Here is a 23,416-nt window from a genome sequence, read left to right as displayed (position 1 = left end):
CCTCCTTTTTTTGTTATTGGCGAAACTCGCCATAAAGGAATCATCCGATGCTTGTTGCTTCTTTTAAAAAGCATTAGGTTGAAACGAGGGAGTTAACTTCTTTTGTGTTGTACGCCCTTGTCTTTCCTTGTAACTTAATAATACCAAGCCTGATGGATGGCAAAGTCCGCAAAACGTCCACGGAATGTCCGTGAAAAGTCCACGATCAAAAAAGAAGCATGGGACCTGAAAAGGCCTTCATGCTTCTCCCTTTCTTTCTATAAAAAGATCAGTGGAATAAATCCGCAATCTTGTCTTTAAATGACCGATCAAGCAGCCGGAATTTGTGCACCCTTTCTTTCGGCCGTTTAGCTTCCTCCGCTGCGATCCGCTTCAAATCTTCATATTTGATAAGCACTGTATGGATCTCTTCGGTGTTGACCGGAACGCGTGATTCCACTTGTTCGATCATCCATGCGTCATCTGCTCCTGACCCAAATAGATACCGCTCAAACTGAAATGATTGATTAAACCGAATTGATACATCACTTAGCCCCATATTTGAAAGGATGTAATGATTCTGATATTTCTCGCCCGGATGCAGGATGGAGTCCGCCGATACCGGCAACAGATAGCGTTGCAGTTTGTTCCGATTGGTCTTGCTGTCCGTGTCCGTGTAGAGGACATCGTCCTCCAAACTATATCCCGTCTCATGCTTGAAATTCAAAAAAAGTTTTGTTTTCCCTTCATTCGCCATTTGTGAAAAACTAGGAGATTCTTTGTTTGCAAGAATTGCATCTTTAACTGCCTTCGCGTTCGGATAACCGACGACATAGCCTGTATGCTTCCCCATAAAGAAGAAGTCACCCACATAGTCCATATTGAAAGATCGAGTATTTCCTGACCCCCCTCGATCGTTCATGATACTTTGCTGCAAAGGGAACATGTATTTGTATTCCGTATAGGAAGTTGTATTTCTATAGTCGTTTTTCAGACTGTCGTCAATGTCCGGCGGGAAGAAGTAACCAGCACTTAACTGACGTTTCATCGGGTGGAACGCGGGCGATAACTGCAAACCGGAAGGAAGCGAGACTTCATAGATCAGACCACCAACCGAGACCGGTATGGTAGATTGTGTTTTCAAAACGTATTCTGATTGATAACGACTGTTTTCCGCTTTCCTCCACCGTTCGAAGAAATCGTTCCTTGAAAGTTTCGCTGTCCCATTCCAACGGTCTTCCTGTCCGACAAGCAACTTCTGGTTCAGTGCATCCTCCAACGTCGGTAGGCTCAATGTGTCACCCTGCCTGTGATCTATCGTGAAGGTATCCATGACCGCGAAAGTCTTGCCAAGTTCCCAAGCAGGCGTCCGCTCCTTGAACTGCCACTTGAAGCAATCCTTCCCCTGCTGTTCGACGCATATATAATGATCGTAATAGAAATTTGTATATTCATAAGAGAAGCCGTATTTATAGGGTTCCCCTTTGACACGCATTCCTGCTTCGGCATCCTCAATTGGCCTTTTTTGTTCGATGAAGCGTCCCGCAAAATCAATTTGGTGTTTCTCATTCCGCACGGCATAGTGTTTTCCTGTGACATTGAACTGGTTGCTAACAGCCACATCACTTGCCCTTGACTGGTCGTTCCTCCGCAGCTCCCAATAGGCAATCCCATCTGCCCTTCCAGGGGTCATCCCTTTTTCTTCATAATTCTTACTAGGATCAGGGAGTGACCGGCGATACGTGAAGTCTAACGTTGTTTCCTTCTTAATGATGCCTTTGAAATTTTGATTCGCCGGTGAAGGAATATACAGATTCCCGTCCTTGTCCTTGAAGTGGCCCGAAGGTTTCGGTTTTGCCTCAAACTCATGATTGATGATGACTTTATCCTTTTCGGTTCCGAGAATCTTACCGGTATCCGCGTCTACATGCCGGATGGTCACATCCACTTCCTTAAAACGATAGCTTAATTTTGCTGTCGCCCCTCCGAATGTCCAATAACTAGAGGACGTCCACCGCACGGCATTTCCGTCATGCGGACTTCGCACGCCATACCACACTGCAACACCCGTGCTTTCGTCCTGTTCAACCCGTTGATATGTCTGGCCCAGCGTGAAGTATTTGCCGTTTTCATTCGGGTTCACCCCTCTCGGCACGGATCTGCGGATTGCACTGGATACATTCATCTTCAATTTATTTGTGTCCTTACCGCTTTCCAGACTCAATTCGCCATTAAGGAAGTCCAAACGATCGAATGCAAACGGCATGATGAGTTCATCGTATACGATATGCCCGTCTATGTTTTTCAGGATATAGAGAATCCAGTTTTCCTCTTTATCGGGATTAGGGAACAGTTCATCAAGGGGAAGCCATGCTTTGAATCCGACCCATTTGTATTCCATGTTACAGACATCGGACGGCGCATTTCTAACACTGCTGGCACATAGATTGTTAATAGGTCCCCCCGCTGACGTCTTACCGAACTCCATGTCCTTTCCCGCATCTAGGTTCGTCATTTCCGTTTTCACGATAACTTCCTTGCGTGTCCGTTCGTTGACCGCGACAATGTATGTCGCCTGATTGTCCTGGGAATGATGCTGCCTACCTTCGATTGCACTCCATCCGTAGAATTGAAGGAAGGATTCCGTCCCGCGCCCCTTGTTTGCCTTTGTGATGTTCCAACTCTGTTTTAGGGGATCGCTTGACGCACCAGAATACACGTCATAGACAAGTTTTCTTCCGGTTCCTGGCAGATGTTCTTTTCCTCCCTTCGTTTTTTTCCAATTTTGTTTGACTGCGGCATCGACAACAAATGGATTGAAGCCGGCACCCGTTGCATTCCCATCCGAAATTGCGGCTTCCGTATGGCGATTTGCCGGCCATATGACCATCCCCAAAAGACAAAGCAGCAGGAGAAAATGAGCAAAACCCCTTTTGTTTCCCACTTCATTTCCCCTTCCTATTCAATTCCCGCATATCATGGATCGCTTCATATTCCCAATGTGATTTCAAAACGTCTTTGAATGGAGGAATCTGTTCGTTGTTCCAAAGGGCAAGCCCTAGCCAATAGAGGGCTTTCCTTTTTCCGTTCGTAGTAATTAGTCCGTCCGATATGCATTTCGCTATAAACAAAATCATCCAAAGGATAGCTTCCCGATGCTTTGATTTGCAGGTATTTCCGCGCAATGATCTCCCGATGCAATTCGGGTAGTTCATTTAACTTGCTTTGGAAGAGGTCAAGCCATTGCTCCGCCTGCCTGCATTTCTCATTTTGCCTATCGGGCCCGCCCGCAGACATGGGTTTCTTTTTCGCTTTCAATTTCATTACGAAATACTTGGCAATCCATTCGTCCAAGACGTATTTTACAAACCTATCCTTTTCTTCATTGAACTTCTTTCTTGCCTTCTTTTTGTCTGAATCAGTCGTCATGTGTGTCTTGACCATGTTGAAATGCTGATAATCAAATTCGCCCTCGTTATGCATGTGCATATACTTAAAGATGTGGGATAATTGAAACAACACTTCGTATGGAATGAATCCCGTCTCGTCATTATCGTCGCTTGGAAAATAAGGCACATTGAAGACTTTTAGATTCCCATTGTAGAACGTCTTGAATGCGACTTGTTTTCTAGACATCACTTGAAACACCGATACGTCTCCTTTTTGCGTAATCATCAAACCGAATTTCCCCCTAATCTCTTGTTGTATCCTTTACCGCCCGTCCACTAACAAACATTGGTAAAGAATCGGCTGCTGTACCACCCCCTGCATCCCTTGATCCGGCAAAAACTACTGGTCTTTCACGAATTCACCGTCCTTCAGGAAATAGAAGATGTTCTGTACATGCGCTTCATCCGCAAGCAGGTCGGAATCGAGCACGACCCTCGCCTTCAATGGAAGCAAAGCGTGTTTCAATAGTTTCAGATGCCGGATGTCCTCCGCGATGATGATGAGCCGTTCGTTGAAACTTTCTCCTTTCCATTTCATGTGCATAAGAAAATCATTTATTTCTCCCCTCACAACGTATACATACAGGAAGGATCGCCTAAACTGGATGGCCCCGATGAACGGGTTTGGCGTCGGTAGGATGGCGGGACCCGTTTTTCCGTCTTCCGCCTCCCTACCTTGGAATCGCTCGTATAGCTTGAAGAACAGCATCCGTTTCAAAACGTCTTCTGTCTTATATCGCACCCAATAATTGAGTTCATACGCATCTTCCATTCCGGCGATCAAAGCTCCGTTCAGCCCAAGCGTAAAAATGGGGATGATATTCCCGTCAAGCCGCATTTCGTGGCGAACGACCTTCTGCTCCGCAATCATGCGTTTTAGCCTTTTCTTGTCGATGCCGAACAACTGATGAAGCTGTTGCCCGCCGATAACGCCGACTTTGCCAATTGCATCAATCGCCTGTTTTTCCTTGCTCGACTTCGAACCGAAATGCTCAATGCGCTTCAGATTGGACGGCTTTCGATCCCAATGCAAGGTCCATGCGTGTGAAAGTGAAAACGGACTAGTGGCTTTCACTGCATTCATTTTCCTCACCCCTTTCATACGACGATCAGTGCCCGCCGTTTTTATTTATGCAAATAAAAATAATTGAATAGCGCGACAGCGCAATTCTGATATATGAATATCCGAAATAATCTCCAATAAAAGTGATGTAAAGATTGAACCACCCGTCATGTATCTTTTCGGAAAAGAGGATTGTGTAATCACCACACAATCCGCTCCCCCCTTCAAATCACACGGACGATTTTCGCACGTACTTGTTGTTCCTTTTCATCAATACCGTTAATCCGCACGAGTACCCGGTCGCCCCGCTTTAGGTTCTGATATTTCAAGTGGCTGGCGAAGAATCCACGCCGGCCTCAAGGTTGATAAACACACCGAACTCCCGGACGCCCGACACCGTACCGACATATTCCGCTCCGCGCTTATACCTCGCCTTGCAGTCCTCCCACGGATTCTTCATGAGCGCCTTTGCACTCACCTTCACGTCCTTCTTCTCCGCATCAATGCCTAACACCTTGACACGCAGATGGTCCCCCGGCTTCACTTCCTCCGTTAAATCATCGATCCAACCGTACCGGATCTGGTCGAGTGGCAGCCTTACTTCGATGCCGCCGATGTCGGCACGGACAAGCGACGGGCTAACCGTACGGACGACTGCGATAATATCGTCCCCTGTCTTAATCCGTCTCAGCGTGATTTCCGCCATTTCTTCCAGCGCTGCCGTCCGGGACGCCATGAAAATCTGCTTTTCCGCGTCCTCTATGTATTCAAGTACCTTGTAGGCAACTTTCTTCCCCGTCAAGGCCCGTAGTTGCCGCAGGTTCTCGACTCCTGTAAATTCAATGGGGATGTATCCTTTAATCCTGCCGACATGGACGACCGCGCATTCCTTGCTGCCGATGCTTTCGATCCCGACAATCTCTGATTGGAGAATCTTGTCATTCTGTTTTGCGCCGACAACCTGTTGCCAATCCTTGTCATATTGTTCTTCCTGCGCGAGCCTCCGCGTGTCAAACCCCTCAATCAACATGGACGTAACATTCAATTCTTCCGCCATTCTGTAGCACTCCTTTTTTATTATGATGTAAGAGTAAGCCCCCACGAACCGAATCATAGGAGCCTGCATATAAGATGTAATTGTTATTTGAAAACCCTATTTCTAATTGTTCATGCGGATGTACCTACACCCTCCTTTCCTCTGTTTTGACCTTTTTTGCAGTTATACACAGTGGGAGTAGATAATGAATTACATACACATATTGTATATAAAGAGAAATTCCAATTCAACAGTTTGTGGAATCGGAACACGAAAAAACCTACTGCTGTTCTCTCGCTTCATTGCAAGAAAACCTCCACGGGTTATTTTCCGTCAGAATAACTTAATACTAGGGATTGAGGGTAGAGGTAGGTGGAATAGCCTCTCGTTTTTCTTTTGTATGGCATAGCTTATTTGCATTCAATACCATAATCAGGAAACCTAGAGATACTCCTTTTGTGTAGGATTGTGCTGATTACGCATTTATTCTACACAAAACAAAAAATGGGTTAACAGTTTGTGTACATTTTTTTCAATCCCAGAATCCGTCATCGGAACACAGGACGATATTCGGGGTTTCTTCCTCGGTTTTCGGCGAAATGATTGTGGCATCCTGCTTATGTTTTGGCAAGACTCCCCCACCCCTCTTGCTGTCAATCCTCAGTTTATTCGTAACAAGCAGGCGGTTTTCCGCTTTCTTTTCTGGTTCTGGCTTCGCGGACGGTAGTTTTCGATTTGCAGGCGGTTGATCCACCCTTTGTCCAGACTTTTCTTCCTTCCTTTCGTATAAGGTGGTCAAGTTTGGCTCCTGTCCTTGCGTATCAAAAGGCGCGGCAAGTTCTTCAGGGACTGCATGCATAGAGGGCACTTTTATCTCTTTCTTTGGCGCTTCTATATATCCGCTGATGACCAGTTCCCTCCCTTTGCCTTTCCATCTGCGTAGCAACAGATTCAAAACGCGTTTCATATCCATACTACTTCTTTTGACCAAGCTACCGGATTCCCATTCCTTTCGTTCCTTCCAGTCGCGGGGGATGAACTTTCCCTGCCCGAGCGCCGGCTTTTGAAGCGCGCCACCCTGCATGAGCTGATGGACGAAGTTGAAGCGCGGCAAGCCGTCAATTAAATCGGTAGGGTCGAACCGATATTCCTCGTTTTCGGTATCCCGGTAAGAATCTGGGAATAGGTTTGGCAGAAAAATCCGGTTCTTGTACGTCGATTGGCGCATGATGATTTTATCCTTCCCAAACATCTCCGCGAACTCTTTTGCGTCCTCCGCCCCGACGCCGCCGAATGCGATCTTGTTCCGGCAGTTGGCTAAAATCGACCGTTTCATGGCTTTCGCACTCACTTTCCCCGATTCAAGTTCAAGCTGTCCGAGCGATTGCGTCGCGAATATCCCTGCCACCCGGTACTCCGCCGCGAGCGACAGGAAAATCTCGACATCCGGGTTGATATAACGGGAGTATTCATCTACGATCAGGTAATGAGGAACCCGAGAGCTTTCTGTGCCAGGCCTTCTGAATGTGCCGTTTTGAAGGTGCATCGTCACGAATTGACCGAAGGCGTCACCGGACGAGCGTAACATCCCAAGCGCGGTGTTCACCGCAAGGATGCCGCCATTTTCGAAATGCTCATCAATGCTGATGCTGCTTTTCCCGGTCATGATCCGGCGAAGAGCATCGTTCGATACGACATTTTCAAGCTGCGCCCGAAGTCCAATGATGAATTGGCGGTATTTGTCGCGCATGCTACCGAGTAATTCCGACTCGAAGAAATGCACAAGGTCAGTCATGCCGTCCCGCTGTTTCAGTTCTGCCACTTTTGCCTCAAGCACAGCCTGATCCCGAAGCGTGTTCATCACATCAATAATATCCATGTGGTCGCCGTGCAGTTCCTTCAGTAGTTTGGTGACATTTCGCGCGGACAATTCCTGAACCGTCGCAAAGAAAGCATCCTGCTTTCCGAACAGCCCTTTCAGGACGACCACGGTTGCTTCCGCCACGTCATTGATTTCCCCCTCCATCGGATTGAACCGGTCCGTGTCAGGCTTCATCGGGTCGATATGGATGTACGGAAGGCCCATTTCCTCGCTCATTTCCGCGACCATCGCCGCCACGTCCCCTTTCGGTTCGACAACGGACAAGCCAAGTGGGATGCCACGTTTCTTCTGCAATAACAACTGGTAGATAATCGGCTTCAGGATTGTAGCCGTCTTCCCACACCGGGTCGGCCCAACGACAAGCATATGGGTGAAACAATCACTGCCGCCCCAAGTGATGGGAACGGTAGCAGTACTAGCCAGTCTCATATTTCCAAACTCCTTTTCGTATCTTTTTCCTTCACGAGGACACCTATTCCCGCCTTTTCTTGCGTTTCTGCTTTCATCTTCCAATTTCATTTCCTCCTGTTTCGTAATTATTTGTACACGACATATGTCTTAGTGATGAAATCATGCAGTGCATGCTTTCTTTCGGTGAACGCAACCATGATATCGCCGATATAAAGAATCGCCGAGAGGAACTTCCCTATATATCGCAGGAGCACCCGCCTAAGGGAAAGACGGCCACCGTTTTCGTCTGCGACCTTGACGCCGATAACCATCTTGTCGTGGGTTGCCTGCTGCGATGAACTTTCCATCATCCCGTAATAGACGATCGCTACCACGGTGGATAATACTCCGTTTACAAACATCACTGCCATGTTGGCTGTAATCATCTGGGCTTGATTCCCTATGACAGGAGCCAAAATCAGCAGATTGATGAACATCTGTAAGAAGAACAAAGGGATTCCAAGGACAAAGCCGTCGATCAGAGATGCAACAAAGCGAATCCAGAATCCCGCGTATTTCCTTTCCGTTAAAACCATACTCTCCATTCAAATAAAACCCCTTTTGTTTAGTTTTCCATGCAATTACACATTTTGAGTATAATGTAAGCAAAAAAATAATACCTGGCTCACTCGCCTTCCACCATGGTGAATTTTCCTTCCCGATTCTCCTTCGTTTCCACGTTCCCCCATACCGTTTCCTCGTACAACAACTTGATACTTTCCCGCACTTCCTTCGGGTTCGCGTCTGGGTTCACGGTCACAATCAGTTTTTGTAACAGAAACCGGTCGATCAATTTGACGTTACATACCTGTGCGAGAAGGCGGGCATTCTCCGTGAAGACCGTGTTGGTGATGAGCCACGCTTCGTTTGCACCATGGTACATCCGCGCTGCAACGATCTCCTGCACCGCACGAACGCCGACCCGTGTGTTCACGCCGAGGCGGTTGATCTGTAAAACGGCTTTTGTTTCCCCTTCAAGAATAAAATCCGCCCCGAACAGGACTTCCAGTTCCTCGACTTCTGTTGTTTTGAATCCAACTTCCCCGAACAGCAGCCTGATGAATGCACCAAACTCATTTTCATCCATCCGGTCAATATCGTGTATCCCGGCGTCCCGCAATCTCTGCTCGTCCTGCCTTGTCCGAATGACGCGAACCAGACTTGGAACGGCGAGGGAAAGAACGAGCACCGTTACTGTCCATCCAATCAGTTGTGACAAACCTCTATCTCCTTTCCATAATTTTAATTTCAGGCTTTCCATCTATGACGTTTCAGGGAACCCCGAGATTTCTTTCTAGCACAGAACACAAATCCGTATAGATGTCCTCCCTCAAAAATGGTTGATAATACATAAGACTGATAATTTCATTGCATGCCCGCATATATTTTTCCTCGTGAAATGCAGCTTCAATATCCCGCATCCGCCGACCGTACCGCTCCGTCTTTTCTTTTTCTGGCCTATTATCGACTGGACCGACCTTAACGAGCTGTCCATAATACGATTGCAGGGCTACTTTCGCTTCCATATTCTTACGTTTTTGTTCCAGCGGATTGCAGTTTTGCGCATTCCACCAGTCATCGTGATTGGTAAGCACGGTATAGAGCTGGAATAATTCCATATCGACTGAACGCTCCCTTTCTTGCTCTTTTCGCCGCTCCTTTCGGCCCAATAGTTTACGGACGAAATTCATTACGTTTCACTCCTTCCCTTCATATTCATCGCTCACCAGTTCTTAAAACAGGAATCGAACAGTGACTGCGAATACGATGACAATTTCGCCTTCTCGCAATCTAACATCTGCCGGATGACAAGGTTCGCGCTCCCTAATTTTCGGTGTTTTGATACCACGAAAGCAATCTTGTGCTCCATCCGATCCACTGTCTTGATAGTGATGAGTTTGACAATCTTTCCTCTTGGTGTTGTGGATAATACTGTGGATAACTCTATTGACAAAATAGCTGACTTCCTTTCTCTTTATCTAGCTTTCTCTTCCATTTCAAAACAAGTTTCATTTTCTCGACTGATTGTCCACTGGATGAACCATGTAGACGTTCGTTTTTTCCTCATACACGTCCATCATGTCGTCCATTGGACTTTGTGCCATCCTAACAGAAAAGAAGACGGTCAAGATCATCACGAGAAAAACAAAACGAGGATGATATTCATGAAATATCGTCCTCGCATATCCCCGTCCTTGCTTTGCGCCCGAAGTCTCCCGAAATACCGCTCCTTGCTGTCAAGTGGATTATTCTCCATTTTCAGTCGATTCCCCCAATACAATCATGACTTCCTGCTTCGGCTCCTGCTTGCGGTTCTTCCATTTCTCATACATGCTTTCCTGGGCCGGCTCCTTGATCCGTTGGTTCCCCCTCTTCTTCTTGTAGGAAGACTCTGCGCGCATGTACAGGAAATTTCCGTATGTGCTAAGCAGAAGAAGCATGAACAGAATCGCCTTCATCATCATCGCCGCGCTGAATATCTTATCGAATGTCCAGGCCGAATACAGATAGCTTGAAAGCAAAAGCGATATATAAACCGTGAGCGAAAATACGAGCAGCCGCCTTATTTTTTTACTTCTCCCCTTCGTCACGAACGATGCCGCGTAATAGACTAGCGTAAGCGCCGATCCTGCGAGCATTATTAGCTTCGGTGACGGGATATACTCACCTCCCATCATCAAGGCGACACCGATCCCCCCTGCCACGAAATGCAGCAGGGCTACCATTAGTTGAATCAAAAGCTATCCCCTCCTTCCTGACTAATTGAATTCGCCAACCATCCGATTCCCCGTATAAGGTTCCGATCCGTGAGTCTCTTTGAATGCCTTCCTGCGAATCTCCACTTCGAGAATAAGTGCAACTTCATCCGAAAGGACATCCTTCACAATGTCGTACATCCTCCCCTGCTCCTCCTTATCCAAATGATGCGAAACCGCATCCGCAAGCTCCTTTCCATTGTTAAGTAATGAAAATAACTGGTTTAATTCCGGTGTAACTCTGTACTGTGTCAATGTGAAATACCATCCTTTCCATTCCGATTCTTTCTTCAACCGGGGCAAGACCACCCTCCCCGCATACTCACTACTTGTTCCGACTTTTTTGCGACCCCCTAAAACAAAACGTCTTTTGAAGGGCGAAACGTCTCTTTGTCAAGGAGGCAGGCAAATTATTGCTTGTCCTGCCGCTCCATTCCTTGCATGATGAATCTATAGTTCAACTCAAATTCAAAACGTGTTTTGAAGGACAACCTGTATTCGAGTTCTTTTAATTCAAAACTGCCAGATAGTCCACGACCCGGCTCGGATGCACTGCCAGATAATCGATATGGAAGATTTCCTTCAGCAACTTGCTATGCAGATCGACATGTGTTAGGACAAGCAGTTTTCGCCCATCTTCCCGATAACTCTCTTTCCGATATCGAAGCATATGATGGATTTTCTTCAAGTCCGTATCAAGTAGATTCACGAAATACTTTTCCTCTCCTTCATGCCAAACGATTGTGTCGAGACCATCGTGGCAAATGGAGGGACCTTTGAGCCTTTCCTTAAATGATACACCGAGTTCCGATACCGCGAACCTAAGTACCTTGTCCTCGTCATCGAAATGGCTTAGATACTTTCTTCCGAACACATGGGGTAATACTTTGATGCTATGCCGCTTCGCAACTACCTTGCCGTCGTCTCCTTCTAATAGCGCCTTTACAATGGTTTCAAATGTCTGGCTCCCGCTCGTAAATAACAAAAAGTCGTTAATCTGATCGTAGTCCCCAACTTCACGGATGGTCTTTTGCAAATTTTTTGGACCCATGTTGGCATTCAGGATGTAAATTCCATATTCGTTCCGGGTGTGCGTATTCAGTAGCATCCCCTGTATGTTGTCGCTTCGGTTCAGGCGGAATCTCGCTTTCGTATCTCGGCTGTCCGATAACTCCCATCCGTGCGGTTCCAAATCAACGAGCAAGTCATTCGTCATCAAAACGTAGGGCAAGTGGTACTTATCTATTTTCAGTTGGTACGCCTGCCGCTCGACAAACATCCCCTGTTTTTTCAAACAGGAGATGCCCGTCTCGCTAATCCGGTGATATTTCCCCTGGCTCCGTTGCTTATTCAAATAACCGGAAATCGGTTCGCTATGCAGCAGTTTCTTCTTCCGCATCATGTACAGTTTCTTATATGTGTACGGCATCGAAATCCCAAACTTGCGCGCAATCTGCTCTGTCGTAAGCGCGCGGTACTCGTAAAGCCCCGTGAGAATTTCTGTATCCAATTTGCATAGGCGTTTGCTTCCTTCCAAAGGCATTTCCCCCTCCTGCTCCCCCGAAAGGAGTCTGTATTCCTGTTTTTAAGTGATCGCTAGCCATGCGGAGCGTACGGATTGTTTCGTTACGCAATATTGTCATGACTTCCAACATGGCTAACAAAACTTCGTGGATTTTTTAGATTTTTGCCACCTTGCTGGTAAACCTACGAAACTCCGAAGAATCAAGGTTCGAATTATCCCGAACAGGTATAATCCATCTGTGAAAAACCAAAAAATAAAGGTAAGAATTAAGGTCTCCGCAACCTAGTTTAGTTCTTACCTTTCGAGAAAGGTATAATCTAAAAAAAGCCGGGTATAAATGAAGCGAAAATCAGTTCCAAAAGTCATTTGCTCCATCAGATACCAAAACATCGATCTCCTCTCCTGCCATCATCTTTTCGACCGCATTTATATTCACTTCACTGAAAATTTTCCCGTCATGAATTTCTCTGTTATTTGCGCCTCGCCAAGTCAGAAAAGGGAAAAGGTTCTCCCGTTCCAACACAAAAACATCGATATAGGGTTCCGTATCCGTCAGGTGTGCCTCCTCTAACAACGTTAGTACATGCGCGTTATCATCGGGAATCAATCCGGTCGCCCGTACCGCATCAATCAAATATTTCCGGTTCCGATTATCGAGATCACGAATACCGGCTTCCTTGAAATGATGCTCAATTATGATGGTTGCCTTGTCAAAACGGGTTTCAATTGCATTGAAATCATAGAGATTGAACGTCGCTTCGAGGTACATCCTTCGAATAACAGCTTGAAATTCCTTGTCATGGGAATCATATAGTGGCAATGTTCCGGGATATGAAAAGCGAAACACCGGAAAACCATTAATTTGCAAAGGCTTCGATTGCTTGTTGCGGAAACTAGTTTCTGCAACATAACTTACATCCTCTGATAAATAGCCGGTTTCTCTTATCAATCGCACGCGAAATTCCTCCAAACTTTTTAGCAACAAGTTCATTTCTTTCGGCAAAGCGAAACCTCCTTGGTTATGACGTTGTTTATCCATGTGAACCCCTGTAATAAAGGGAATTGGCAATTAGGCGTCAGACGCATTTTTCATATTGATTCAGCGTTTATTCCATCCGTCTGACAAATGAAGAAGAAGCAAGGTCGGAAACATTGATGTGAAAGGGCTTTGCTCGTTTCGGTCACGTCCGACACGTCACTTTCACTTGGTCCGACGTAAGGGGATTGCCTGTATCGTCTTTCGTTGAAATGAAGGCATTTATCGCTTATTCGCTCCGTCAGACAAACCCATTCCAATGAAATTAGCTGCTCACTTATCCGAAAACACCCTTTCTAATCCTTCGAATTCATTGACAAGCCAATGATTATTCGTCTTGATAACATCGGCATAATACATCTTCCTTTGCGTGCTAATGGTCTTCACCCCGTCTAGAAGCTGCCAGTCGGCGAAGATGACAAAACGCATTTCGTTTTCATTCTTCGGTTCGGTTGCAAAAATTTCTAGATTGGAAATATCCCGCTTCTTGTCATCACGACTAATTTTGATGTCCTTGATCGCCTTCTTATAAAAATGCTCGGTTGCATATGTCTGCCACTCCGCCTTGTTTGTTTCGTCTAGCACCCAGATCGCCATTGTTTTTCCGACAGTTGACCGTGCTTGATTCACCTGTTCCTTGCCGTGTTTCTTGATGAACTCAGCTTCGAAATCAGGCTCTGTCGGTTGCTCGGCCGTTCCACCTCTCTCGTCTTCTCCTTGAACCCCACCCTTTGTCTCGTCCTTTTCGATAGTAGGCGTAGCCACCTTATCCGGCCTTTTTGCTGGCCGTTCATCCCCCGAATCCTTCGGAATCACTTCGGCTTGTTTTGGTGGTTCCTCCTGCACATTCGGCTCCTGCTTTCCTTTTATAAGTGAAAAAACGACAAAGATTAGAGCCAATGCCATTGCGACGATACCGATAATTTTCGTCTTATCCATATTCAAAAATCCTCCTCATTTTTATTCCGAGAAGTCGGCTACTCTGCCGAATCCTACAATTTTCGGTCCCCAATAGGAATCGAAGGGATTGGAATACATGACACCTGAATTGTTGGAGTTATACATCTTCCCATTTCCGACAAACATGCCGACATGCGTAACCGGCGCGTAAGAAGCGGTGCTAAAAAAAATCAGGTCGCCTGGCTGTAATTCATCCTGTGTGATGCGTTGGCTAAACCTGTATTGTTCATAGGAAGTGCGGGGAAGCTGAATTCCTGCCCTTGCATACGCCCATTGCATCAATCCCGAGCAGTCGAAACCGGCGGAAGGGCTTGCCCCCGCCCAGACATACGACCATCCTTGATATTTCAACATTTCTTCATAAATGATCTGGAAGGCTTCATTTCCAACCGCCAGAACACCTTCACAGTTCATAATAAGCCCACCGAAATCAGCTGCAATTTCGGTCACTCTTGAGACCCAGTATTGATTCAATCCGTTCGGATCGTTCGCGGCTCCGATTGGCGCATATACAGCACCGAGTTTTTCAATCGTGTCAAGCCCATCATCAATAATCCGCCGTTTTATATTTGCCATCGTATAGCGCAGGCCTTCTTCCATGTTAGGGAAGCGCATGAGACTAGACCAACCGGAAGCCGGATCCATGATCCCCCCCGGATTGTTGTAATTCTTTACAGCGTTCGATGTACCGCTCCCTGTTTCATGCAGCATGATTGCGGAAGCAAGCACAGGGTCAATCCCGTATTCGCTTGCTAGGCTGATAATGGTATCTCCGTATCCCACAAGTGCCCCCACTTTGGATGGGTCCGCAAAGTTCGCATCCCATATATTGAAATCTACCTCACCTTCAAGCCGGCAGAAGGAACCGAAGCTGTTTGAGCGCTCCTGCTCTTCATCATCCACGATGATGATGAACATGCCTGCTGCGATAAGGAGGAACAGGCTAATCATCAGCAACGGAAGACAGCCTAGTGACGCACCGATGCCGATAAGCCAACCCTTTCCACCCTTTTTGTTATGTTCGTTTTCCATACATCAAACTCCTTACATCCGTACTTGTGTTTGAAAACAACAGGAAAAAGCGTGAAGACATGCCTTCACGCTTTTTTGTTACTGATTCGTATTTCTGTCTTCCGTGCCAGGTTCGGGGTTCAATTGCTCTGTTTGGTGAATCCGTGGTTGCGCCCCGCGGTTTGTTTCGTTTGGAACCAAATTTGTTGGCGTGTTGCCAGTTTCCTTCTTCGGCTGAACCGGTTCCTCCTTTGTCTGCCCGCTCTCAAAAGGTGTGTTTTCAATTGGTGCCGTTTCGATGGAACTGCCACCGAAGGAACTCTGTTCAAGCGGTTTCGCATCCATCCCTTTTCCTTGTAGAGGACTGTTGTCAAAGGATGAGCCTTCCATCGACGAGCCTTTCATTTCACTGCCGCCCATCGGGGAAGCGTCTATCTTTGAACTATCAAGATGGATAGAACCAAGCGGCTTCGTTTCCATATTATTGCCACCGATTGGGTTGTCCTCCATCGGTTTTGAATCCATGCCGCCGCCCTTCATTTCGTTTCCGCTGATAGGCTTGCTTTCCAACTGGCTTCCGCCTACTGGATTATTGCCGATTGGGTTTGTATCCATTTTTTCGCCCGATAGCGCATCATTTTGAAGCGGTGTTGTATCCATAGAACCGCCTTCCAAGGGTGTGTCTCCTATTGGTTTTGCATCCAACCTATTTGAGCCCATTGAATTGCCATCAAGACGACCGCCGTCAATCGGCCTGGTTTCTAAGCCTCCACCCGTTGCGGCATTTCCGCTTAAAGGACTAGAATCCATGCCGGTTCGGTACTTATCCGCCCCTTGGAGTAAACTGTTATCCATATGAGAAGCCTCTGTCCGAGCATAAGCATCCATCGAACGGATGTCTGACTGTTGGCTCCCGAATGCTGCAGTCTGTATCGGGCCGCCTCCAATCGGGGTATTTTCTACCAGGTTGAAAGGATCCTGCCCACCGTACAGGGAATTCAAATTCATATCCGTGTTCTCCATTGGAATGGAAGAAACATGGGCATATTCCGCCCCTATCCCGTGATTATTGAAATCATTCGGTTCAAATTCTGGCCCCATTTTCCGGAAAATCCGTTCGTTTTCCTCGTAATTCGAATTTTGAACACGTTGCGCCTTGATGCCCCTCGCAAACTCATCCGCAAAGTTTCCTTGAAGTTGCCCTTTTTCGAACTGGCTCTGCATCTTGCTGTATTGCGCTTCCATCTCCGCCATACTTACGTCTTGGAGACCTGCTTTTTCTAGCGACGTTACAACGTCGTGTGTTGCATGGTGCGCCCCTTTTTCATGGAAGAACCGGGTAGCGTTTTCCGATGTTTCTGTTGGTCGCTGATCTCGTCGCAAAATACGCTCCTGTTCGCTCAACCGGTTTTCCACCCGCTGTTCTTTGATTCCGGAAATCATAGATTGGGAGAAATCTTTGTTCATCTCGCCCGTACGGGATTTCTGCACCATTTTGTCGTATTGTTCTTCGAATTCCTCCGGCGTCACGTCATGTAAACCGTTCTTTTCAAAGGCTTCCATCGTTTCGTCGATTGTGTCTGTGCCGAAGCCCTTCTCCTTCATGAAGCTCACAAGCGTCCCTTTCTCTTGAATAGCAAGTTCAGGAGCGTTCTTCGTAGAACCAAGTTTACTCAATCGGCTGAAATTCGCTGCACGTGCCGATGCAGATGCTACTTCTGCGATGCCCGCTTCCCCTGTCACCGCTCTGCCTGCTGTACTGCCGATGGAAGCGCCCATCGCCGCTCCTGCAGGTCCTCCGAGAAACGCACCAACTGCCGTGCCTGCGACCGTTGCCGTGCCTTGCACGCCTTTTTTCGCTATACTGAACGGATTCACCGGACCGGACGCTTCCCGCAAGCCTGCAATCATCTGCGAGCCGGATGCAAATACATTGGAAATCCGTTTCCGCAACAGGAACAGCGTGATAAACAATACAAAGTGGAATACGCCGACTGCGATATAATCCACGATAGATTGTGCGTTAAAACGTTGCGCCACACTCATGGAGAATAATGCTTCCGACAATACCAACAACAATACGGTGAAAAAGGCAAAAAATATTTTTAATGCTAGCGGAATGACAAACTCAATTGCATAACGTTTCAACACCCCAAAGAATCCCGGAATCGAAGCGATTAACAATGCGAACGGAGCGATAGCCGCGATAATAAGGAACCAGAATTGCAGCACAATCAACAAAACTGCAAGCATGAAGATTGGCATGGAAACGATTCCGTTTACTACTAGATAAAATGCACTGAACGATAATCGGTCAAGGACGGAACTGTGAACCATCAGCCCGTTATTATGATCCACTACCTCCTTTGTCAAAACCTTCTCATATCGGTCTTCCCCGGTTGGCGTCTTCAATAAATCCCTTATCCGACTTTCTCCAATTTGGCCTGTATCATGCGTGCCATATTGCATGTACAAATACGGACGATCGACGAACATTGTCCATAAGGAATCCTTCATCGTTGTCTTCGTATCAGCATTGACGGTAACGTTGCTATTCTCATTCCATGTCGTCAATCCGATAATATGACGTGTTGCATCATGTGTAATGCTTTGCGCTCCATTGATAAAAGTTGCGTAGTTGGAGAACAACAACAATGACAAAGTGAGTGTCAAAACCGTTTTCATCAAAGCACCGATAGATTCAAGGAACGCACGGCGAATGACGAAGACATACAACATATTCAAAACCGCAAGGATAATGACCATTTTAATCAAGCCACCGAACAAGCCACCGCCAAGGAACTTGCCTCCGGAAATACCGGCCATATTTTGAATGCTGTCCTGTAGTTGTTGCACCAATGCACTGATAATATCGATATCGAAAGCGAAATCAAGCACCATAATCATCGTGTTCGTCAAAAAAAGATTCATTTTGAATGCCATGTTGACGATCATATTTAGGAAGGTGTTGAACTTATCCATAAAGTTGCCGCTGAAGTCGGTCCAACCGAACAGCTTATCTTTGATGTTCTCCCAGCCGCTGTCCTCTCTCGCTTTTTTCGCATCACGTTCCGTGACTGAATCTAAATAGTAATAGTTTTTCCCTCCCCCTTAAATTCCCCCATCTGCTCCCGCTCAAAGGCATCCACAATTCCTTGATCGACCCGTTGGGAATCCGTTTCTGCAAACACGGGTGCAGGGGACGATGCCCCAATCCCCCCGACGAAAAAAAGCAGCGTAAGTATTAGAAATGACCGCTTCAAAATAGATATTTTCTTTTGTTTCATAGATTAAGGGGAAAAAAGAATCTCCCTAGCATGTAGGGAGATTCTTCTTCCGCACCTTTTACCTCCTTTCTAAAAACACAGAAGTATAAAAGTCAGTTATTTTTTGTTAAATTGCCTTTTCCATCAAAGTAAAGTTTTGAAACAGTCCCTCCATTTTTCTCCATTGTTTGAGGGAAAACCTCACTACTGCTTAATCCATTGTTCTCAATCTTCCATATATCATTTTCATCCTTTGCAAGTGCGACATTCATGGATACAGCGGTACTTGAACCCTTTTTGTATACATATGTTTGATAGTACAATTTTCCGGTTTTATCATATTCAGATGAATACCGGATGAAATAGTATTCATCAACGTTTTGAACGAACGCCCCATTTTGTTGGGCCTCCAGTGTTTGGCGACCGCTTCCCATGAACTTTTCATATCCAGCTTCATTCGGAAGATACATAGCTTCCAATGTATCAAGATCGCTTTCGAAATTAGCAACAAGGAATTCGTGAATCACTTTATCCGCATCCTTGAATTTTTCATTCAACTTAGCTCTCATTTCTTTGTCAAGCTGCAATTCGTCTTTTGTTTCATCCTTTCCGGGTTTGGCTGTTTTCTCCGCCTTTGGAGCAGACTGCTGACTGCCGTTTGAACCGGAACAGCCGCTAATAATAAGGGCGCACCCTGCAATTAGGGCAATTCCGAAAGTTCGTAAACTGATTTTCTTTTTATCCATCCCAATCATTCCTTTTCTTGTTTTCTAGTTTACAAGAATTATAGGACACTTCTATACAGACGGACAATGAATTAGCAGGAAGGATTTACCTCGCCCGCTCTTTTTCACGTTCCCGTTCTTCCTCAGTGGACGTGGACGAGTCGAACGCATTCAACAATTCCTCGAACACCGGATTGATACGGATAACGGCAGAGCGACCGTAGATATCCTGAAACAGGGCTTCCCCGCGGTCAAGCCTTTTGAGTGTATCAATGTTTTCCTGTGTCCTCGGTAGATTCAGATAGTCGAGCATTTCTTCACATTCACTCGTCTTCCGCAAACCGAAACTGAATTTCATTCCGATGTTTGCGACATCCTGCCCGTGGTCAGACGCATTCTGTGAACCTTTCATCAGCGTGGTGTTGTAGTAACGGCCCATCCGCACGATGAAGTTCATGAGTTCCGCACCGATCGGGCTTCGCTCAATCGCACTTGCTTCGTCTTGGAGAATGTACTTGTGCACGCCGCGTTCACTGTTGAACATGTATTGCTTCGTCCACGCGGTAATTGAAATCATGATCGCTTCCGAAATCATATGGATCGGACGCTTTTGTTTTTCCTCGCCCGAAGGCAGGTTCAGGTTCTGGATCATCAGCACTTGAATCGGTTTTTCATGTTCAAGCACCTTGAATTTCTGTCCAACTTCACCGAATAATAGCAATGACAACTGGTTTCGTTTAAGAGTGGTGAGCGTATTTAGCAGACTTTCTAACGCTTGGTAGCGCTGGTCCGACATGTTGGCCAGCCTGTTGTCGTAAAGATTCTGCAAATGGCTCATGGCAACTCCTATGCATGGATCGTCGTGCTTTGGCACTTCCTCGACTGCTTCGCTCAATATGCTGTATGCCACGTCGTCAATATTGATCTGTGCCAGATACGAAAGGATGTCCATTGTCACATCCTTTGCTTCCTCTGTGCTTGTACTCGTACGGAACGGGTCGAGGGAACCGGCGTCGTCCGGGTCCTTCCCGAGCGTCCAGACGGAAATATATTCCGGTGGGATAAACGGCAAGCCTTTGTTCCAATCTTTCCGGTCGCCTTTCGGGTCAATGATAAGCCCTTTGGAACCGGTCAGCGTCGCAAGATAGGTAAACAGGTTCATGAAAAACGATTTACCTTTTCCAGTCATCCCTGCAACAAGAACCGAGATGGAATCAACCACATTGCCAAGGCCGTCAAAGGCTTTCGCAGCAAGGTCTGGTTGCACGAACACCGGCTTCGACAAACGGGATGTATGTCCAATATAGAAGCCCCGGTTATCCCCGATGTTGGTCGTTGCTCCGAACATCATCCCGCCTAGAATGCCTGGCGCCACTTCCATCCTGTAATCTTCATGGATTTTCCTCGATCCGGGAATCGTTTCAAGCAGTAAGGGGATCTGATAGCCGTATGGAGATAGGATTTTCAGACCGAACTTACTCATTTCGTTTATCAGCAAATCCACCCGCGTTTTTAACTGTTCCTCGTTTTCTGCCGTCACTTTCAGGACGAACGAGCAGGCGTAACCGGGATACCCGGTCTGTTGGAAATAGTTCTCCATCTGGACCGTCCCCTGCTCCGACACTTCAACGTTCATGTCAATTCCCTGTCCGCCCTTCCACGCTTCATTGCGTTGATCTTGAATTTCAAGTTTCGCATTCCCGAGCCGCTTCCGCACCATTTCGTTCGGTTGATGATCAGCCCGGATGGAAATAGTGACAGGGAACGGCATCCGCAGCTTGATGTAGTACAGCCATTCATAGCCCGGATGAAAATGGATGTCGCCCATGTCGGCGATGACAAGATGCTGGCAGTACAATTCCTCGATATTGTTGTCGTCCGTGATGCGGCTTAACAGGAGTTTCTTTGGGTTGATTTCCTCAATATTGGTCCCTTGCAGGTCGATGAACTCCTTCCTGTCGCACCGAACCGCTTTATGCTTGACTCCCTTCTTATCCACCCCCTCGATGGCTTTGCCGGACGCAAAGCCGCTCCGCATTTTTATGTCCGAATTGTTGTTCCGTGTGCTAAACATCTTTTCCGCGATGTATACCGTCTCCGCTGTTGAGACGCGCGTTATACGTGAGGAGAAAGCATTCACAAGAGTTGTCTCAATCGTTGACGCTTGACTCCGGTACGCCTGAATCTCACTATCTAGGATGTCATCCGGGTACAGGCCGACCGCTTGATACAAGGGAGAATTTAAGCCGTTCATGAAACTCTTGAAAGCATTGATCGCGTCAATCCCCATGTTGCCGGACGTATATCGGTTCCGTTCCTTGTTCAGTTGAATGCCGATATAATCATGGTATTCGCTTGATTCATTCAGTTCCTTTTGGTCTTCCAGCGCCGCCTTCACTCGTTGGATGAACGTGATGCCATTTTCTCGAAGGGGATAGTTCTTCCGCTCCATCACCGCGATTGTTTCATCCAGAATGCCCGATATGTCCGTCGGGTTCGGAATCGAAAGGAAATGCAAATCAAGTCCAATATTCGTAAAGAGAGACATTTGTTGCTGAAACGGGATGATTTTTTCATCGTCATCCAAAAAATCATAGTTGAAACCATCGATTTTGTAGTACGCCCACACGGTATTGTCTTGGGCAAATACAAGGTTTCCTTCGATATGCTTAATCGGAAATTCAATCTTCAAAGACCCCACACTCCTTTTTTGAAACAGTCTTATTTTTTTCTTCATCTGTTTGCGTTCTGTACGCGATCCGACACCGATTAGCTCTTTTCTTCGGACGATGTTTCCGATTTTATCGGACTCAGGCTAAGGAGCTCGAACACTTCCTTTTTGACTTCCCTCCTTTCTTTTTTCCTTTTTCCGCCTAGCGATCAGGGGATTAGGTGGTTTGAGTGTTGGCAGGAAGGCTTTGCCTACCGATTCCTGTTCCTTCGCCTGTTCCCGCATGTTACCTTCCATCAGCTTTTGAAGAGACATAACTTTCTGTTCCAGTTCCGTCAGACGCTGCGATTCCTTTTCCGCGGCCTCATCGATAACAGTTTCCGCCATGCGGGCCGCATCCGGTTGCTTCGGTTCTTCATAGTAAGGGGTTTGTACAGGCAATTCAGATTCTTCACAGTAGATCGGCGAGTGTGTCCTGAACGCTGACGGTTTTTCCTGTACATCCTTTGTTTTGACTTGTACGAATACTTCGTTCACTTGCGCAGGTGCTTCTTCTGGATGAACCTCGACTTCATCCGTTGATTCTTGTTTCAACTGAATGCCAATCGTTTCCTCACGGCTCGTTTCTGGTATAAAAGATGTTTTGTTTTCCCCCGGCTTCCTGTGACGTTGCCTTTGTCTCGCGAACACTTCCTTCGCTTCTTTCATGCGTTTCCACACAGATGGTTTGCTCTCCTTATTTTTGGGAGTTACGCTTGCGGAATGTTCCTGCTCGTTTGCTTTCGGAAGAGCGGCAGTCATCTCTTCAAGCATGTTTACTTCTCCGTTCGATACGGTATAGGTGAAGTAGTTGCGGAATTGGTAGACCGTCTCCTTCGGGATTTCTTTCCCGCGATAATATGTCTTCTTCGAGACGCGGTTTCTCACCTGATACCCGATGAACGACCGGAAGAAGAAGATCGGTGATCGGTTCTCCGTTCCCACATCCGCGAGCAGCCATGCAAGCCCAATCGGAAGAAGGACAAGAACGCCCTTCGGCATCCAGTTGATGAGGTTCCCAAGATACGGAAGGTTATAAAAGACAATCGTTCCGACACCGAAGACGATCCCATACAAAACAGCTTTCATCCGCAACGGTCGTCCTAGCTTCAATCCAAAAACTTGATAGATTTTCTTTTCGAATTTCAAATAGTTGTTCAGGACATATAACGGGATTTTGTTAATCACCATTCACCACCTGTTTTAAATTTCGAAAAACAAAACAATGGGAATCCATAACGGCTGCCACCGATACAGACCCCCATTGTTAAGAGATGACTGTTACCTACCACCAAAGTTAAGCAAGTTCGTCAGCCATTCGGCAAGTGTGATAATCAAATCAGGCTTCACGATAAACATACCGATAAATGCAAGTCCAATGACAACCCCGACCATCGCAATCCAAGCACGCTTGAATGCTGTGACGATGAGCAGAACCAGGAGGGCGATGAACAAAGCCCATTTGACTTCCCCCGCGAACCAATCGAATAAACTTTCTATCGACATATACCAACTAACTCCTTTCAGTTGTTTTCGTTATGTTGTTTTACTGTTCAAAGACCCGTACC

At 46.6% G+C, this 23,416-nt stretch carries 20 protein-coding genes and 1 pseudogene; all 21 read right to left on the bottom strand.

From position 1 onward, the window contains the following. Positions 1 to 268: 268 nt before the first annotated feature. The 21 genes and pseudogenes from ACO1D1_RS27610 to ACO1D1_RS27510 all read right to left on the bottom strand — a co-directional run bounded on the left by ACO1D1_RS27610 (position 269) and on the right by ACO1D1_RS27510 (position 23,354). Positions 269 to 2,923 carry a hypothetical protein gene (locus tag ACO1D1_RS27610; protein WP_042353648.1) on the bottom strand — a complete coding sequence of 885 codons (2,655 nt, stop codon included), beginning with the start codon at positions 2,921 to 2,923 and terminating at the stop codon, positions 269 to 271. 44 nt (positions 2,924 to 2,967) lie between these two features. Then, a complete protein-coding gene (locus tag ACO1D1_RS27605) occupies positions 2,968 to 3,657 on the bottom strand; it encodes a hypothetical protein (protein ID WP_423337724.1) in 690 nt (229 codons plus the stop codon). A 111-nt stretch (positions 3,658 to 3,768) separates the two neighbouring features. Further along, the gene (locus ACO1D1_RS27600) at positions 3,769 to 4,512 is read right to left on the bottom strand and encodes a hypothetical protein (protein WP_042353650.1); all 744 of its coding nucleotides are present in this window, start codon (positions 4,510 to 4,512) and stop codon (positions 3,769 to 3,771) included. 304 nt (positions 4,513 to 4,816) lie between these two features. Next, the gene (locus ACO1D1_RS27595; RefSeq protein ID WP_423337723.1) at positions 4,817 to 5,548 is read right to left on the bottom strand and encodes a S1 RNA-binding domain-containing protein; all 732 of its coding nucleotides are present in this window, start codon (positions 5,546 to 5,548) and stop codon (positions 4,817 to 4,819) included. Positions 5,549 to 6,059: 511 nt separating this feature from the next. Further along, positions 6,060 to 7,922, bottom strand: coding sequence for a type IV secretory system conjugative DNA transfer family protein (locus ACO1D1_RS27590; protein WP_423337722.1), 1,863 nt, complete (start codon positions 7,920 to 7,922; stop codon positions 6,060 to 6,062). 23 nt (positions 7,923 to 7,945) lie between these two features. Further along, positions 7,946 to 8,404 carry an RDD family protein gene (locus tag ACO1D1_RS27585; protein ID WP_052404713.1) on the bottom strand — a complete coding sequence of 153 codons (459 nt, stop codon included), beginning with the start codon at positions 8,402 to 8,404 and terminating at the stop codon, positions 7,946 to 7,948. Positions 8,405 to 8,484: 80 nt separating this feature from the next. Next, the gene (locus ACO1D1_RS27580; protein WP_052404714.1) at positions 8,485 to 9,078 is read right to left on the bottom strand and encodes a restriction endonuclease; all 594 of its coding nucleotides are present in this window, start codon (positions 9,076 to 9,078) and stop codon (positions 8,485 to 8,487) included. A 52-nt stretch (positions 9,079 to 9,130) separates the two neighbouring features. Continuing rightward, positions 9,131 to 9,550 (bottom strand): hypothetical protein, encoded by a 420-nt coding sequence (locus ACO1D1_RS27575; protein ID WP_052404715.1) that lies wholly within the window; start codon positions 9,548 to 9,550, stop codon positions 9,131 to 9,133. A gap of 318 nt (positions 9,551 to 9,868) precedes the next feature. Continuing rightward, positions 9,869 to 9,997 carry a hypothetical protein gene (locus tag ACO1D1_RS27570; protein WP_423337721.1) on the bottom strand — a complete coding sequence of 43 codons (129 nt, stop codon included), beginning with the start codon at positions 9,995 to 9,997 and terminating at the stop codon, positions 9,869 to 9,871. Between the two features lie 108 nt (positions 9,998 to 10,105). Next, entirely contained in the window at positions 10,106 to 10,597 is a 492-nt protein-coding gene (locus ACO1D1_RS27565; protein ID WP_042353653.1) for a hypothetical protein, read from the bottom strand. Between the two features lie 21 nt (positions 10,598 to 10,618). Next, positions 10,619 to 10,870 carry a hypothetical protein gene (locus tag ACO1D1_RS27560; protein ID WP_148347712.1) on the bottom strand — a complete coding sequence of 84 codons (252 nt, stop codon included), beginning with the start codon at positions 10,868 to 10,870 and terminating at the stop codon, positions 10,619 to 10,621. Positions 10,871 to 11,123: 253 nt separating this feature from the next. Next, positions 11,124 to 12,044 carry a hypothetical protein gene (locus tag ACO1D1_RS27555; protein ID WP_423337720.1) on the bottom strand — a complete coding sequence of 307 codons (921 nt, stop codon included), beginning with the start codon at positions 12,042 to 12,044 and terminating at the stop codon, positions 11,124 to 11,126. A gap of 445 nt (positions 12,045 to 12,489) precedes the next feature. After that, a complete protein-coding gene (locus ACO1D1_RS27550) occupies positions 12,490 to 13,143 on the bottom strand; it encodes a hypothetical protein (protein ID WP_042353656.1) in 654 nt (217 codons plus the stop codon). Between the two features lie 306 nt (positions 13,144 to 13,449). After that, positions 13,450 to 14,115 (bottom strand): hypothetical protein, encoded by a 666-nt coding sequence (locus tag ACO1D1_RS27545; RefSeq protein WP_042353657.1) that lies wholly within the window; start codon positions 14,113 to 14,115, stop codon positions 13,450 to 13,452. A 21-nt stretch (positions 14,116 to 14,136) separates the two neighbouring features. After that, entirely contained in the window at positions 14,137 to 15,168 is a 1,032-nt protein-coding gene (locus ACO1D1_RS27540; RefSeq protein ID WP_052404716.1) for an NlpC/P60 family protein, read from the bottom strand. 78 nt (positions 15,169 to 15,246) lie between these two features. Then, positions 15,247 to 18,180, bottom strand: a pseudogene (locus tag ACO1D1_RS27535) (CD3337/EF1877 family mobilome membrane protein); the annotation flags it as partial. Between the two features lie 50 nt (positions 18,181 to 18,230). After that, a complete protein-coding gene (locus tag ACO1D1_RS27530) occupies positions 18,231 to 18,434 on the bottom strand; it encodes a hypothetical protein (RefSeq protein WP_423337719.1) in 204 nt (67 codons plus the stop codon). Between the two features lie 92 nt (positions 18,435 to 18,526). Further along, complete coding sequence (locus ACO1D1_RS27525) at positions 18,527 to 19,159, bottom strand: hypothetical protein (RefSeq protein ID WP_042353659.1); 633 nt, start codon at positions 19,157 to 19,159, stop codon at positions 18,527 to 18,529. 85 nt (positions 19,160 to 19,244) lie between these two features. Next, positions 19,245 to 21,830: an ATP-binding protein gene (locus tag ACO1D1_RS27520; RefSeq protein WP_042353660.1), complete on the bottom strand. Its 2,586-nt coding sequence runs from the start codon at positions 21,828 to 21,830 to the stop codon at positions 19,245 to 19,247. A 123-nt stretch (positions 21,831 to 21,953) separates the two neighbouring features. Further along, the gene (locus tag ACO1D1_RS27515; RefSeq protein ID WP_423337718.1) at positions 21,954 to 23,039 is read right to left on the bottom strand and encodes a TcpE family conjugal transfer membrane protein; all 1,086 of its coding nucleotides are present in this window, start codon (positions 23,037 to 23,039) and stop codon (positions 21,954 to 21,956) included. Positions 23,040 to 23,129: 90 nt separating this feature from the next. After that, complete coding sequence (locus tag ACO1D1_RS27510; RefSeq protein WP_042353662.1) at positions 23,130 to 23,354, bottom strand: hypothetical protein; 225 nt, start codon at positions 23,352 to 23,354, stop codon at positions 23,130 to 23,132. Positions 23,355 to 23,416: the final 62 nt, after the last annotated feature.

The sequence above is a fragment of the Neobacillus sp. 19 genome (assembly GCF_049463095.1).
GTDB lineage: Bacteria > Bacillota > Bacilli > Bacillales > Cytobacillaceae > Neobacillus.
Note: the sequence above shows the minus strand (reverse complement) of the source record. Positions and strands in the feature narration are given on the sequence as shown.